This window comes from Caulobacter endophyticus (genome assembly GCF_003116815.1).
Classification (GTDB): Bacteria; Pseudomonadota; Alphaproteobacteria; order Caulobacterales; family Caulobacteraceae; genus Caulobacter; species Caulobacter endophyticus.
This window is the reverse complement of the sequence record NZ_QDKQ01000069.1, coordinates 147,191-162,083: the sequence shown is the minus strand read 5'-3', so window position 1 is coordinate 162,083 and position 14,893 is coordinate 147,191. Positions and strand designations below refer to the sequence as shown.

Annotated in this window: 13 protein-coding genes; 3 read left to right on the top strand and 10 right to left on the bottom strand. The window is 67.5% G+C overall.

The window, feature by feature from the left end; all coding sequences use genetic code 11:
• From DDF67_RS21390 to secG, 9 genes are all read right to left on the bottom strand, one after another.
• A partial coding sequence (locus DDF67_RS21390) for a biotin/lipoyl-containing protein (RefSeq protein ID WP_146198070.1) occupies positions 1-355 on the bottom strand: 355 nt, incomplete at its 3' end.
• Positions 356-489: 134 nt separating this feature from the next.
• Positions 490-1,839 carry a pyruvate dehydrogenase complex E1 component subunit beta gene (locus DDF67_RS21385; RefSeq protein WP_109102837.1) on the bottom strand — a complete coding sequence of 450 codons (1,350 nt, stop codon included), beginning with the start codon at positions 1,837-1,839 and terminating at the stop codon, positions 490-492.
• Entirely contained in the window at positions 1,836-2,867 is a 1,032-nt protein-coding gene (gene pdhA / locus DDF67_RS21380) for a pyruvate dehydrogenase (acetyl-transferring) E1 component subunit alpha (protein WP_109102836.1), read from the bottom strand. The genes DDF67_RS21385 and pdhA overlap by 4 nt, the downstream gene beginning before the upstream one ends.
• A 174-nt stretch (positions 2,868-3,041) precedes the next feature.
• Positions 3,042-3,338, bottom strand: a complete 297-nt coding sequence (locus DDF67_RS21375) for an FtsB family cell division protein (RefSeq protein ID WP_058348879.1) — start codon at positions 3,336-3,338, stop codon at positions 3,042-3,044.
• Between the two features lie 618 nt (positions 3,339-3,956).
• A complete protein-coding gene (gene eno, locus DDF67_RS21370) occupies positions 3,957-5,237 on the bottom strand; it encodes a phosphopyruvate hydratase (protein WP_109102835.1) in 1,281 nt (426 codons plus the stop codon).
• 94 nt (positions 5,238-5,331) lie between these two features.
• Positions 5,332-6,312: a retroviral-like aspartic protease family protein gene (locus DDF67_RS21365; RefSeq protein ID WP_109102834.1), complete on the bottom strand. Its 981-nt coding sequence runs from the start codon at positions 6,310-6,312 to the stop codon at positions 5,332-5,334.
• 226 nt (positions 6,313-6,538) lie between these two features.
• Positions 6,539-6,721 (bottom strand): 50S ribosomal protein L32, encoded by a 183-nt coding sequence (rpmF, locus tag DDF67_RS21360; protein ID WP_007671126.1) that lies wholly within the window; start codon positions 6,719-6,721, stop codon positions 6,539-6,541.
• 116 nt (positions 6,722-6,837) lie between these two features.
• Positions 6,838-8,490 (bottom strand): CTP synthase, encoded by a 1,653-nt coding sequence (locus DDF67_RS21355; protein WP_109102833.1) that lies wholly within the window; start codon positions 8,488-8,490, stop codon positions 6,838-6,840.
• Between the two features lie 77 nt (positions 8,491-8,567).
• Entirely contained in the window at positions 8,568-9,008 is a 441-nt protein-coding gene (gene secG, locus DDF67_RS21350) for a preprotein translocase subunit SecG (RefSeq protein WP_109102832.1), read from the bottom strand.
• A 161-nt stretch (positions 9,009-9,169) separates the two neighbouring features.
• On the opposite strand from secG, the gene DDF67_RS21345 reads away from it, so the two are divergent.
• Positions 9,170-9,685 carry a GNAT family N-acetyltransferase gene (locus DDF67_RS21345; RefSeq protein ID WP_109102831.1) on the top strand — a complete coding sequence of 172 codons (516 nt, stop codon included), beginning with the start codon at positions 9,170-9,172 and terminating at the stop codon, positions 9,683-9,685.
• Positions 9,686-10,432: 747 nt separating this feature from the next.
• Here DDF67_RS21345 and tpiA read toward each other — a convergent pair.
• The gene (gene tpiA, locus DDF67_RS21340) at positions 10,433-11,194 is read right to left on the bottom strand and encodes a triose-phosphate isomerase (protein ID WP_109102830.1); all 762 of its coding nucleotides are present in this window, start codon (positions 11,192-11,194) and stop codon (positions 10,433-10,435) included.
• 166 nt (positions 11,195-11,360) lie between these two features.
• Between tpiA and DDF67_RS21335 the strand changes: the two genes are divergently transcribed.
• Positions 11,361-13,331 (top strand): peptidylprolyl isomerase, encoded by a 1,971-nt coding sequence (locus DDF67_RS21335; RefSeq protein ID WP_109102829.1) that lies wholly within the window; start codon positions 11,361-11,363, stop codon positions 13,329-13,331.
• Positions 13,328-14,863, top strand: a complete 1,536-nt coding sequence (gene trpE / locus DDF67_RS21330) for an anthranilate synthase component I (protein ID WP_109102828.1) — start codon at positions 13,328-13,330, stop codon at positions 14,861-14,863. The genes DDF67_RS21335 and trpE overlap by 4 nt, the downstream gene beginning before the upstream one ends.
• Positions 14,864-14,893 lie beyond the last annotated feature (30 nt).

Below are 14,893 nucleotides of genomic sequence, written 5' to 3'. Positions count from 1 at the left end.
CGGCCGGAGCCGGGGCGGCCGGCGCAGCAGCGGGAGCCGGTGCAGCGGCCTTCGGGGCCTCGGCGACAGCGGCGGCGGCGGGCGCGGCGACCGGAGCCGGCGCGGGGCTTTCGCCCTCGCCCGCCAGCTTGGCGATCAGCGCGTTGACCTTGACGTTCTCGGTCCCGGCGTCGACCAGGATGGCTTCGATCACGCCTTCATCGACGGCTTCGACTTCCATCGTCGCCTTGTCGGTCTCGATCTCGGCGATGACGTCGCCGGCCTTGACGGTGTCGCCGACCTTGACGTGCCACTTGGCGAGGGTGCCCTCTTCCATGGTGGGCGACAGGGCGGGCATCAGGATGTCGATCGACATTTGAGCTCTTTCCTCAAGCGTTCGGGACGTTATCGGCCAGGCCGTCGTCCACGATACCCCGCCTCTCGGCGGGATGAATTCGTTGGCCAAGACGATGCGGCCCCCGCCACTGATGAGCGGGGGCCGCGCCGGTCTTAGCGGTAGCAGACCGCCTTAGCCGCCTTGACGATCTTGTCGACCGAAGGCAGCGACAGGGCTTCCAGGTTGGCCGCATAGGGCAGCGGCACGTCTTCCTGGTGCACGCGCAGCGGCGGGGCGTCCAGGTAGTCGAAGCCGTGCTCGGTGATGCGGGCGACGATCTCGGAACCGACGCCCATCGGGCCCCAGCCTTCCTCGACCGTGACCAGGCGGTTGGTCTTCTTGACGCTTTCCAGGATCGTCGCGTGGTCCATCGGGCGGATGGTCCGCAGGTCGACGACCTCGGCCGAGATGCCTTCGGCGGCCAGCGCTTCAGCAGCCTGCAGGGCGAAGCCCACCATGCGGCTGTAGGCGACCAGGGTCACGTCCGTGCCCTGACGGCGAACCTTGGCCTTGCCGATAGGCACGACGTAGTCCTCGACGTCCGGGATATCGAACTCGTGGCCGTACATCATCTCGTGTTCGAGGAAGACGATCGGGTTCGGGTCGCGGATGGCGGCCTTCAGCAGGCCCTTGGCGTCGGCCGCGTCATACGGCGCGATGACCTTCAGGCCCGGGATGTTGCCGTACCAGGCCGCGTAGTCCTGGCTGTGCTGGGCGCCGACGCGGCTGGCCGCGCCGTTCGGACCGCGGAACACGATCGACGACTTGATCTGCCCGCCCGACATGTAGAGCGTCTTGGCGGCCGAGTTGATGATGTGGTCGATCGCCTGCATGGCGAAGTTCCAGGTCATGAACTCGACGATGGGCTTGAGGCCCGCCATCGCAGCGCCGACGCCCATGCCGGCGAAGCCGTGCTCGGTGATCGGGGTGTCGATGACGCGCTTGTCGCCGAACTCCTGCAGGAGCTCGCGGCTGACCTTGTAGGCGCCCTGGTACTGGGCCACTTCCTCGCCCATCAGGAACACGCGGTCGTCGCGACGCATCTCTTCGGCCATGGCGTCGCGCAGGGCGTCGCGCACGGTGATCTTCTTGGTCGGCGTGCCTTCCGGCAGTTCCGGGTCCGCGAAGTTCGAGGCGGCGGCGATCGGGGCCGGGGCCGCGGCCACCGGAGCGGCTTCGGCGACGACCGGGGCGGCGGCCGGAGCAGCCGACGCCGAGGCGCCGTCTTCACCGGCCAGCTTGGCGATGATCGTGTTGACCTTGACGTTTTCCGAACCGGCCGGAACCAGGATGGCCTCGACCACGCCCTCGTCGACGGCTTCGACTTCCATCGTCGCCTTGTCGGTTTCGATCTCGGCGATCACGTCGCCGGCCTTGATGGTGTCGCCTTCCTTGACGAGCCACTTGGCCAGGGTGCCTTCCTCCATCGTGGGGGAAAGCGCGGGCATCAGGATGTCCGTCACTCGGCGGCCTCCAGGTATACGTCGGTGTAGAGTTCGGAGGGATCCGGCTCGGGGCTGGTGCGGGCGAATTCGGCCGCCTCGGCCACGATGCGCTTCACTTCGGCGTCGACCGTCTTCAGATCGTCCTCGGTGACGCCAGCCGCGGCCAGGCGTTCCTTGATGTGGTCGATCGGATCGCGGGTCGTCTTGACCTCGTCGACTTCTTCCTTGGTGCGGTACTTGGCCGGGTCCGACATCGAGTGGCCGCGATAGCGGTAGGTCTTCATCTCGAGGATGTAGGGACCCTGGCCGCTGCGGGCGTGCTCGCTGGCGCGGGCGCCGGCTTCACGCACGGCCACCACGTCCATGCCGTCGACTTCCTCGCCCGGGATCCGGAACGAGACGCCGCGCTTGTGGAAGGCGGTTTCCGACGCCGAACGCTCGACGCTGGTGCCCATGGCGTACTGGTTGTTCTCGATCACGTACACGACCGGCAGCTTCCACAGCTGGGCCATGTTGAAGCTTTCGTAGACCTGGCCCTGGTTGGCCGCGCCGTCGCCGAAGTAGGCGTACGAGACGTTGCCGTTACCCTTGTAGTGGTTGGCCAGCGCCAGGCCCGTGCCGAGCGCCACCTGGGCGCCGACGATGCCGTGGCCGCCGTAGAAGCCGGTGGCGATGTCGAACATGTGCATCGAGCCGCCCTTGCCGCGCGACGAACCGCCGGCGCGACCGGTGAGCTCGGCCATGACTTCCTTCGGGTCCATGCCGGCGGCCAGCATGTGGCCGTGGTCACGGTAACCGGTGATGATCTGGTCGCCCTTGTGCGAGATCGACTGCATGCCGACCGCGATGGCTTCCTGACCGATGTAGAGGTGGCAGAACCCGCCGATCAGGCCCATGCCGTAAAGCTGGCCAGCACGCTCCTCGAAGCGGCGGATCAGCAGCATGTCCTGATAGAATTTGAGAAGCTCTTCCTTGCCGACGAAGGCATTGACACCGGTGTCGGTAGCCTGCTCCGCCGGGGCTTCACCCTTGCGCGTTCGCGCCATTAAACTCTCCCTGGCCAATCATCATAACGGCCTTCATCTCAGAGGCTTCCATTGCCCGCCGCGAACGGCTTTCGGCGCAGGAATGCGCTCGTGTTGACGCCGAGACCGCCCTTCGAGCTGCAACCCGAAGCGTGGTCTACAAGGCAGCCTAGGACCGGCGAGAACCGACCCAGCTCAGCGCTTGGTGCGGATCACGTAGTCCTTGGGATCGGCGTATCCAAGGAGCGAACGCGCACGTTCCTCCAGAAGATCGGCCGACAAGCTGCCGCTGCGTAATAGACGAGCCCGGGCCTCCAGGTCCATCCTCTCAGCGCGGATCTTCTTAAGTTCCATCGTCTTGGCGGCCAAGTCCGCGTTGCGTTGAGACGAGGAAAGCAGGCCTCTCTCGCCCGTCAGAGCGTGAAAGACGAAGTACGTGATCAGGAGAAGGAGCGCCGCGGTCGGCAGGTAGGGTTGCAGTCGAGCGAACATCGGCGAATCCCGGACAGGGAGCTACAAGCTGCCAGAACGTGCTTAACACGGTCTAAATCCCCAACGCCGCAAAGGGCTTGCAAGTCGCTCACGTCCGGCGGGAAAATACTTTCAAGTGAGACCGTTTCAGGGGCATCGAGATACCGCATCGCGGCATTTCCTTCGCACCCGCGAGAGCACTGGAAACCTCTGTTTTTCTAAGTGCGGTCACGCTTATAGAAAAAATGTGGTCCAACTTTTTTGCTCGAAGTCCGGACAAGCCTGTTTCGGAGGCGCCGCCGCCCCAGAATCGCCGCCGCCTGGTCAGCGAAATGATCCGCAAGGGTTGAAAGGCAGGCGACATTCGCGCCCTGCCTGTCGAAAATCGATGCGCCCTTGGGGGAGGAGCCACGTGCTTCGGCGATACGCCCTGGCTGGATTGATGGGGACCGCTGTCGCCCTCCCCCGGCGCTGCACGACAGCGCAGCGGCGCAGGCAATCATCGCGGCCGGAGGCCAGGCCCCAAGCAGCGGATCTTCCCCGCCAACGTCCGGGTCGGCCTGAAGGGCTGAGGCGCAAAGAAAAAGCGCGCCGGGCGAACCCGGCGCGCTCTTGATCTCAATCGGGGGATCGAGCCGATCAGCGGCCCTTGAGGGCTGCGCGACCGGCGTAGACGCCCTGGTCCTCCAGCTGCTGCTCGATGCGCAGCAGTTGGTTGTACTTGGCGAGCCGGTCCGAGCGGGCCAGCGAGCCGGTCTTGATCTGACCGCAGTTCAGGGCCACGGCCAGGTCGGCGATGGTGCTGTCCTCGGTCTCGCCCGAACGGTGGCTCATGACGCTGGTGTAGCCGTGGCGGTGAGCCAGTTCGACGGCGTCGATGGTTTCCGACAGCGTGCCGATCTGGTTGACCTTCACCAGGATCGAGTTGGCCAGGCCCTGGTCGAGGCCGATCTGCAGGCGCTTGGGGTTGGTCACGAACAGGTCGTCGCCGACCAGCTGGACCTTCTTGCCCAGGGTGTCGGTCAGCAGCTTCCAGCCGGCGAAGTCGTCTTCGGCCATGCCATCCTCGATCGAGGCGATCGGGAACTTGGAAACGAGGTCGGCCAGGTAGTCGACCATCTGGGCCGGGTCGAGCGACTTGCCCTCGCCTTCCAGCTCGTACTTGCCGTTCTTGAAGAACTCGGTCGAGGCCACGTCGAGGCCCAGCAGGAAGTCGTCGCCGGCCTTGTAGCCGGCGGCTTCACCGGCCTTGACGATGAAGTCGAGCGCAGCTTCGGCCGAGGCGAGGTTGGGGGCGAAGCCGCCTTCGTCGCCGACGTTGGTGTTGTGGCCGGCGTCCTTCAGGGCCTTCTTCAGGCCGTGGAAGATCTCGGCGCCCATGCGCAGGGCTTCGGAGAAGCTGGCCGCGCCGGTCGGCAGGATCATGAATTCCTGGATGTCGATCGGGTTGTCGGCGTGGGCGCCGCCGTTGATGATGTTCATCATCGGGGTCGGCAGGACGCGGGCGTTCACGCCGCCGATGTAGCGGTGCAGCGGCAGGCCGGCCGACTCGGCGGCGGCCTTGGCCACGGCCAGCGACACGCCGAGGATGGCGTTGGCGCCCAGGCGCGACTTGTTCGGCGTGCCGTCCAGGCCGATCAGCAGGCTGTCGATGCGGCGCTGGTCTTCGGCGTCGACGCCCGACAGGGCGTCGAAGATCTCGGTATTGACGGCGTCGACGGCCTGGCGGACGCCCTTGCCCAGGTAGCGCGACTTGTCGCCGTCACGCTTTTCGACGGCTTCGTGGGCGCCGGTCGAGGCGCCCGACGGCACCGCGGCGCGACCAAAGGCGCCGTCCTCGAGGACGACGTCGACCTCGACCGTCGGATTGCCGCGGCTGTCGAGGATTTCGCGGGCGATGATGTCGACGATCTCGGTCATGGGAGCTCCCGAAAGAAAAGGCGCCTCCCCTTAGCCGCGCCATCGCGTCGCCGCAACCGCGACCGACGTTCGGCGAGACCTAAGTTCCCCGGCGTCAGGCCTGGAGCGTGGGCCGCTCCGCGCCCAGCCGGAACCGCAGCTGATCCGAACCGAAGTCCAGCTCCACCCGGGCGAAGAGCTTGAGGACGTCGACGCCCAGCAGGATCGCGGGTTTGTCGCTGATCTTCCAGTGATCGAAGATGTGCAGGTCGGCGAAGACCACGGCGAGGTTGGTCATCCGCACGTCGCCCATGCTCATCGACTTGAGGATGCGGTACTCGCCGATGGTCTCGCTGCCGGCGACGCCCAGCAGGCGCACGGCCAGGGCCGGGTCCGCGCCCTTGCGCGCCCGAGCCTGGATGGCGCGCGACAGGGCCATGTTGCCGATCGACGAGCCCGCGCCCGAGTCGATGAAGGCCAGGGTGCGGATACCGTTGATCCGGCAGTTGACGATGGTCAGGCGGCCGAACTTCTGGTCGGCGACGACCTGGACCTCCCGCGGCCGCCGGAAGCCCCGGTACTCGGGCGTGCTCTGGCGAACCTCCAGGCGCTTCTGCTTGAAATCCATCACGACGGCGCGGTTCTGCAGGATGTCGACGCCCAGCAGGCCGTCGCCCCCGACCCGGCCCACCGGCAGGATCGGCAGCTCCACGCCGCCCAGCCGCGCCTCGCCCGTGACCAGATGGTCGATGTGGGCCGTCGGGGTGATGGCTGAACCGCCGATCCCGTGGACCAGGACATCACGCCCCCGCGGCAGGACCAGCTCGGCGGCCAGGACCTCGGAGACCACGGAGCGGTCGGCGCCCGAATCAACGACGAAGCGATAGGGCCCGCGACCGTTGATCATGGTTTCGACGGTCATCCGCTCCGTATCATCCAGCGCGGTGTCGATGACGTAAAGCGGCAAGGCGGGCGGCGCCGGCGCCGGGGTCGTCGGCGGAACCTGGCCGGGCGATAAGGCGTGAGCGGAAAACGGCGCGGCGCCAAGGGCCACAGACGCGCCCAGCCCGGACGCGAGCGCGCGACGCGTGAACATGGCGAACCTCCCAGTCCGCCGGAGTCTGATCGCGCCCTTGGGCGCTGACCGCGCTCCTGGCTTTGTTGGGATCGTCCCAGTGGCGATCCGGAAGCTATCCTAGCACCGCTTTGGTCCGCACACGACGAAAAGCGCCGCCCAGGCGAGCCGGGCGGCGCTTTCGAAGCGTCAGACGCGAAATCCTGGCCCGGCGTCCTCGTAAGGGGCCGGGCGAGGAAGGAAGACCTTAGTCTTCCTTCGGGGTCAGGATCTGCTTGCCGTTGTACAGGCCCGTCTTCAGGTCGACGTGGTGCGGACGACGCAGTTCGCCCGAGTCCTTGTCTTCCACGAAGGAGTTAGCGCCCAGGGCGTGGTGCGACCGGCGCATGTTCCGGCGAGAAGGCGAAGTTTTTCTTTTAGGAACGGCCATCGGAGTGACTCTGCTCGCTGAGCGTGAAAATCGAAAGCGGCGACTCGGGTTCGACCCTAGCCGCCGCGTGAGGGCGCGCTTATGCCTGAATCTCTCCAGACATGCAACTCGCCAGTTCAGACCAGTCGACCGTGCTCCTTGGCCGCCGCGATGAAGCTGGCGAACAGGGGGTGCGGAGCGAAAGGACGGCTCTTCAGTTCAGGGTGGAACTGGACGCCGATGAACCACGGATGGTCGTCGCGCTCGACGATCTCGGGCAGCACGCCGTCCGGAGAGCGACCGGTCAGCTTGAGCCCCGCCTCCTCCATCTTGTGGCTGTAGCCGATGTTGACCTCGTAGCGGTGACGGTGGCGCTCGACGATTTCCGTGCCGCCATAGATCTCGGCGACCTTGGAGCCCTGCTGCAGGACGGCGTCGTAGGCGCCCAGGCGCATGGTGCCGCCCAGGTCGTCGCCGGCCTTGCGGGACACCATTTCGTTGCCCTTGATCCACTCGGTCATCAGGCCGACGACCGGACGGTCGGTGGGCCCGAACTCGCTGGACGAGGCGTCGGTGATTCCCGCGACGTTGCGCAGGGTCTCGATGACGGCCATCTGCATGCCAAAGCAGATGCCGAAGTACGGCACCTTGCGCTCGCGGGCGAACTGGGCCGCGCGGATCTTGCCTTCCGCGCCGCGCTCGCCGAAGCCGCCCGGCACCATGATGGCGTGGGCGTTCTCGAGACGGGCCGCGGCCGCGCCCTCGTCGCCCTCGAAGGTCTCGCTCTCGACCCAGTCCAGATTGACCTTAACCTTGTTGGCCAGGCCGCCGTGGTGCAGGGCCTCGATCAGGGACTTATAGGCGTCCTTCAGCACGGTGTACTTGCCGACGACCGCGATCGTGACTTCGCCGTCCGGATGCTGGACGGTGTTATCGATGGCTTCCCAGCGCGACAGGTCGGGCTTGGGGGCGTCGCTCATGCCGAAGACGTCGAGCACTTCGGCGTCGAGGCCTTCCTTGTGGTAGTCGATCGGCACCGCGTAGATCGACGAGCTGTCCATCGCCTGGATCACGGCGCTCGGGCGCACGTTGCAGAACTGGGCGATCTTGCGCTTTTCCTCGACCGGAATCTCCTGCTCGCAACGGCAGAGCAGAATGTCCGGCTGGATGCCGATGGAGCGCAGCTCCTTGACCGAGTGCTGGGTCGGCTTGGTCTTCATCTCGCCGGCCGTCTTGATGAACGGCAGCAAGGTGAGGTGCACGTAGCAGCTCTGGCCGCGCGGCAGGTCCTGGCGCAGCTGGCGGATGGCCTCGAAGAACGGCAGGCCTTCGATGTCGCCGACGGTGCCGCCGATCTCGACCAGCACGAAGTCGACCGGCTTCTGGCCCGTCTCGTCCATGGCGGGCGAGAGGACGAAGTCCTTGATCTCGTTGGTCACGTGCGGAATCACCTGGACGGTCGCGCCCAGATAGTCGCCGCGGCGCTCCTTCTCGATGATCGTCTTGTAGATCTGGCCGGTCGTGATGTTGTCGGCCTTCTTGGCCGACACGCCGGTGAAGCGCTCGTAGTGGCCCAGATCCAGGTCGGTTTCGGCCCCGTCGTCGGTGACGAACACCTCGCCGTGCTGATACGGGCTCATGGTGCCCGGATCGACGTTGAGATAGGGGTCGAGCTTACGCAGGCGAACCGTGTAGCCACGAGCCTGCAGGAGAGCGCCCAGCGCTGCGGAGGCGAGGCCTTTTCCCAAGGAGGAAACCACGCCGCCGGTGATGAAAATGTACCGCGTCATGGGCGCTCAGATTACCCGCGATTCGGCGATCGCGGCGAAAAGACCGACGTTCATAAACAAGTTTCGATCCCCCGCCCTTACTGGGCGGGGGTCTGGGCCGGAGCGGCCGGCGCGGGGGCGGCCGGAGCCGGCACGCCAAGCTGCGGAGCCGGCACGGCGCTCGGCGCGGTCGAACCGGGAGCCGGAACGGCCGAACCCGGCGCCGGGACGCTCGGCGCGACCGGGGCGTTCAGGGTCTTGGTGTCGAGGCTGTCGATCTTCAGCTTGTCGACCACCGAGTCGGCGCCGCCGATGCGGCCGGTCAGGACGGTCAGCACCAGGCTGATGACCAGGAAGACCGAGAACAGGATCCAGGTCATGCGGGTCATGAAGTCGCCCGCGCCGCGCGCGGTCATGAAGCTGCCGGCGCCGCCGCCGCCCATGCCGAGGGCGCCGCCCTCCGATCGCTGGAGCAGCACGAAGCCGATCAGCGCGATGCAGACGATGATGTTGATGGCCAGCAGGATGCCGATGAGCATGACGAAACAGTTCTCGATCCGGGCAGCCGGCGAACCGACTGTGAAAAACGAAGCGGTCCCTCTACCACTACCGGCGCGCGCACGCCATAGGTGGGGCGACGGCCGGCCAACTCAAGTTCCCCAATTCAAGTCCTCCCCAATTCCAGAGTTTTAGGGCGCGCATGATTCTCGAGACCGAACGCCTGACCCTGAAGCCGCTGGTCGCCGAGGACGCTCCGCTCATCTATCCGTTCCTCAGCGATCCGGAGCTGATGGCCCACTGGGACCGCGCCCCGCTGGAGGATCCCGACGAGGTCGCCGCCTGCGTCGTCGGCCAGGTCGAGGACATGCAGGCCGGAACGGCCCTGTACTGGACCATCCGGCTGTCTGCGACGGGCGAATTCGTCGGGGCCTGCGAGTTCGTGGAGATCGACGAGCGCCGCCACCGGGCCGAACTGCGCTTCATCGTCGCCCGCGACAGCTGGGGTCGCGGCTACGCCCACGAGGCGGTGACCGCCCTCCTCGCCCATGCCGCCGCCAGCGACCTCAAGCACGTCGTCGCCCGCACCCAGGTCGGCGACGCCCGCGCCGAGAAGCTGCTGGAACGCCTGGGCTTCAAGGGCGCGGCTTATCTGAAGGGCCAGGTCGACCGCGACGGCGAACGCCGGGATGGACGGCTGTTCGACCTGGAGCTTTGAGGAAGATGCTCCCCCGAAGGGGGAGCTGTCGCGGAGCGACTGAGGGGGAAGGGATCGTTGCCTTTGATGGCGCACTGACCTCATCAGGGACTTCCCCCTCCGGCCCTCCGGGCCACCTCCCCCTTCGGGGGGAGGATCTTTGGGTACGGGCTCGCACCCTCACGCGCGATTGCGCTGAGCTTGTGGAGAGGGCGCGGGGCGTCCGGGCCTCGCCCGGATGTGTGATTTGAATACCGTTTCGACGAAGCTGGAACGCCCCACGCGATCGTTATTCCTCAGGCCGGGGCGCGCGGGCCTTTTCCGCCCTGTGCCCCTTCCATCGCGCAGGCTCCCCGTTTCATGGCGGCCAGGAGGCGCGTATGGCGCGGACCCTTGGGCGGGCGGGAGCCTAATCAGGCAAGCTCCCGATAGGCGGGTTTACGTCCCCCGCCCTCTGATTAAGTCGCCCGGTCCCGCTCTCGCGACTCCAGGAAACCCCGCTCGATCGCATCCACGTCGCCGCTTCGGGCCGGATCCTTGCGCCCTCTCCCTGCGACGGGACAGCTTTGATTATGGCTCGGGTTTGAGCGCGTCTGATGGACGAGGCTGAGAAAGTTGTAAGGGGTTGAGATCGTTGGGGTCTGCCTGCGATCCGCCGGGGATCCACGCTGCTCTATCCCCATAACCAGGAACCTCCCCCAGAGGGGGAGGATCTTTAGGATCGCCTCCCTCGCCGCAGAGGCCAGGAAGGCGGGAGGGGCCCAGCCCTCAAGCCGCCGCGATGATGGCCAGGAAGTCCTTGGCCTTCAGCGAGGCGCCGCCGACCAGGGCGCCGCCGACTTCGGGAGTGGCGAGGATCTCGGCGGCGTTTTCGGGCTTCACCGAGCCGCCGTAGAGAATCGGCACGCTCGCGCCATGGTCGCCGAAGCGCTCGACCAGGACCGCGCGTATGGCCGCGTGAATCGCGGCGATGTCGGCGATGGTCGGGGTCAGGCCGGTGCCGATGGCCCAGACCGGCTCGTAGGCGACGGCGAAGGCCTGGCCGGACAGGTCGTCGGGCAGGGAGTTGCGGGCCTGGCCGGTGACGATCGGCTCGGCCTGGCCGGCTTCACGCTGGGCCAGGGTCTCGCCCAGGCAGATCACCGGCTCGAGGCCGGCGGCCAGGGCGGCCAGAACCTTGGCCGACACTTCCTCGCAGGTTTCGTCGTAGCTGCCCCGGCGCTCGGAGTGGCCGAGAATCACCAGGGTCGCGCCGGCGTCGGCCAGCATCGGGGCGGAGATGTCGCCGGTATAGGCCCCCTGAGGCGCGGCGTGGCAGTCCTGGCCGCCGACAATCACCGACTCGCCCGACAGGGCGTCGGCCATCCGGTGCAGCAAGGTCGCGGGCGGGCAGATGGCGACTCGCGCCGCAGGCGGGGCTTGCGCCACCGCGGCGGCCACGGCTCTGGCTTCGTCGAGCGAAGCCTCAAGGCCGAACATCTTCCAGTTCCCGGCGATCAACGGCCGGGGCGTCGTAAGAGAAACGGTCATGAGGTGGCTTTGGGGACGCGCTCCCTTGGTAAGTCAAGTCCGCTTCGGCTTGCTCACGCACCTTGGCCTCTACTATACCCGCATGCTCGCATCGGATGCGCCGCCCGCGGGCGGTCGCCCACGCGCACGCAATTGGGCGGAATCGAAGAAGGTAGTTTCAAACGTCATGCTCGCCGGCTTTCGCTCTTTCGCCAAATCGCCCTTCGCGATCGTCCTGTTCGGTCTGCTGATCGTCAGCTTCGCCATTTTCGGGATCAGCGACGTCTTCAGCCAGCCCAGCGGCAGCAAGGTGATCGTCGTCGGCTCGCGCTCGGTGACGCCGGAGGACTTCAAGGTCCGCTTCGACAACTACCGCAACCAGCTTCAGCAGCAGGGCCAGACCCTGACGCCGGACGAAGCCGTCCAGCGCGGCGTCGACCGCGGCATTCTGCAGGAGCTGGCGCTGCAGGAATCGATGGCCGAGCTGATCGGCAAGATGGGCGTGCGCCCGTCGGAAGCCCTGGTCGGCGAGACCCTGCACAAGCAGCTGAGCCAGCTGCCGCCAGGCACCCGTCCGTTCGATCCGGTGACCGGCAAGTTCGACAAGCAGATGTACCAGTCGCTGCTGGCCCAGAACAACATGACCCCGGTTGCGTACGAAGCCTCGCTGCGTGACGAGATCGCCCAGTCGCAATTCTACGCCAGCGTCGCCAACGGCCTGCGCACCCCGCGCATCTATTCGGCCCTGCAGGCGGTGTATGGCCTGGAAAGCCGCGACCTGTCGGCCTTCGCCATCAATCCGTCGAGCGTGGCCCAGCCGGCCGCTCCGACCGACGCCCAGCTGCAGGCGTTCATGAAGGAGAACGCCGCCCGCCTGACCCTGCCCGAGACCCGCGTCCTGTCGGTGGTGCGCTTCAGCGCCAAGGCCATGGAGCCGTCGGTGACCGTGGACCCGGCCGAGGTGCAGAAGACCTTCGACTTCCGCAAGGACACCCTGGCACAGCCGGAAACCCGCTCGCTGGTTCAGATCGTCGCCTCGGACGCCAAGTCGGCCGCCGCGATCGCCGACCGCCTGCGCAAGGGCGAGGCGCCGGCCGACGTGGCCAAGGCCTACGGCAAGCAGCCGGTCATGATCCTCGACAAGCCCAAGACCGCCCTGCCCGACCGCAAGGTGGCCGACGCCGCCTTCTCGCTGGGCGAGGGCCAGGTCAGCGCGCCGATCGCCGGCGAACTGGGCCAGTCGGTCGTCAAGGTGCTGAAGATCACCGCCGCCAAGGCCGCCTCGCTGGAAGCCGCCCGTCCGCAGATCGAAGCCGACCTGCGCGTCCAGGCCGCCCAGTCCAAGGCCTATGACCAGACCCAGACCTTCCAGGACGCCCGCGACGGCGGCGCCAGCGTCGTCGACGCCGCCGGCAAGGCCGGCGCCCTGGTGGTCACGACCGCCCCGCTGACGGCGGAAGGCTCCGACCTCGGCGGCCAGCCGGCCGCGGGCCTGACCCCGGACGTGCTGAAGGCCGCCTTCGCCCTGCCCGCCGGCGGCGAGAGCGAGCTGATCGAAGCGGGCAAGGGCGAGTACTTCGCCGTCCGCGTCGAGAAGGTGAACAAGGCCGCCCTGCCCCCGCTTGCCGAGATCAAGCAGCCGCTCACCCAGCAGTGGATGATCAACGAGCTGGTCAAGAACCTGAAGGCCAAGGCCGACGAACTGACCGCCCGCGTCCGCAAGGGTGAATCGATGGACGCCGTCGCCGCCTCGGCCAACGCCAAGGTGATGAAGGTTCCGGGCCTGTCGCGCGAGAACGCCCAGCAGCACCAGGCCCTGGGCCGCGACCTGCTGATCGCCGCCTTCAACGCCAAGCCCGGCGAGGTCTTCGCCGCCCGCGCGCCGCAGGTCGGCTATGTCGTCGCCCGCATCGACACCGTGCGCGCCGGCGACGCCGCCGAGATCGCCCGCGCCACCGAGACCCTGCGTCCGCAGACCAGCATGGCCTACATGCGCGACGTCGGTCAGGCCGCCCGCACGGCCGCCCGCGACAAGCTGAAGCCGAAGCTGAACCTGAACCTGGCCCGCCAGGCCATCGGCGTCGACACCGACGCCCTGGCCAAGGCCGAGAAGGACGGCGCGGCCGCCGGCGGCGCCAAGAAGGCCGCGGCTCAATGAGCCTGGAGCCCGGCTTCGACGCCTTTTCGGCCGGCTACGACGCCGGCCTCCCGCAGCTGGTCTGGACGCGGCTGATCGACGACCTGGAGACCCCGGTCTCGGCCTATCTGAAGATCGGCCACGGCCGGCCCTACGCCTTCCTGTTCGAGAGCGTGGAAGGCGGCGCTTGGCGCGGCCGCTATTCGATCGTGGCCATGAAGCCTGACGTCGTCTGGCGCTGCCATGGCGACAAGGCCGAGATCGCCCGGGGCGACGCCATCGCCGCCGGCAAGTTCGAAGCCCTGGAAGGCGGCGCGCTGGACAGCCTGCGCGACCTGATCGCCCAGTCGAAGATGGACCTGCCGGCCGGCCTGCCGCCGATGGCGGCGGGGATCTTCGGCGCGCTCGGCTACGACACCGTGCGCCTGGTCGAAAAGCTGCCGGACATCAATCCCGACGCGCTTGGCCTGCCCGACGGCATCATGACCCGCCCGTCGATCGTGGCCGTGTTCGACGCCATCGCCCAGGAGATCATCCTGACGACGACGGCGCGCCCGGCGCCCGGCGTGTCGGCCAAGGAAGCCTATGCGGCGGCCCGCGAGCGCATCGAGACGGTGATGGCCGACCTGCGCCGTCCGCTGGCCCACGACGCCCCCCGCAAGGACCAGGGGCCGATGGCGTTCACCACCCCGGTCAGCCGCGAGGACTACCGGGACGTGGTCGAGAAGGCCAAGGAGTACATCCGGGCCGGCGACATCTTCCAGGTGGTGCCCAGCCACCGCTTCCGCGCGCCCTTCGGCCTGGACGCCTTTGCGCTTTACCGCTCGCTGCGCCGGACCAACCCCTCGCCGTTCCTGTTCTTCCTCGATCTGGACGGCTTCAACCTGGTGGGCTCCAGCCCCGAGATCCTGGTGCGCCTGCGCGACGGCAAGATCACCATCCGCCCGATCGCCGGCACCCGCCCGCGCGGCGCGACGCCGGAAGAGGACCTGGCGCTGGAGAAGGAGTTGCTGGCCGATCCCAAGGAACGGTCCGAGCACCTGATGCTGCTGGATCTTGGCCGCAACGACGTGGGCCGCGTGGCCATGCTGGGCCAGGCCGGTTCGAACGAAAAGCCCAAGGCCGGCAAGCACGCCAATGTGCGCGTCACCGACAGCTTCACGATCGAGCGCTATAGCCACGTGATGCACATCGTCTCGAACGTCGAGGGCGACGCGCCCACCAACGTCGATCCGGTCGACGTGCTGATGGCCGCCCTGCCCGCCGGCACGCTGTCGGGCGCGCCCAAGGTGCGGGCGATGGAGATCATCGACGAGCTGGAAGTCGAAAAGCGCGGCATCGGCTACGCAGGCGCGGTGGGTTACATCGGCGCCGACGGCTCGGTGGACACCTGCATCGTGCTGCGCACGGCCCTGGTCAAGGACGGCATGATGTACGTCCAGGCCGGGGGCGGCGTGGTGGCCGACAGCGACGCCGACGCCGAGTACGACGAGACCCTGCACAAGTCCCGCGCCCTCAAGCGCGCCGCCGAGGAAGCCTGGCGCTTCGCCTGATCCGGCGACGAACCACGAAGACGAAGAAGG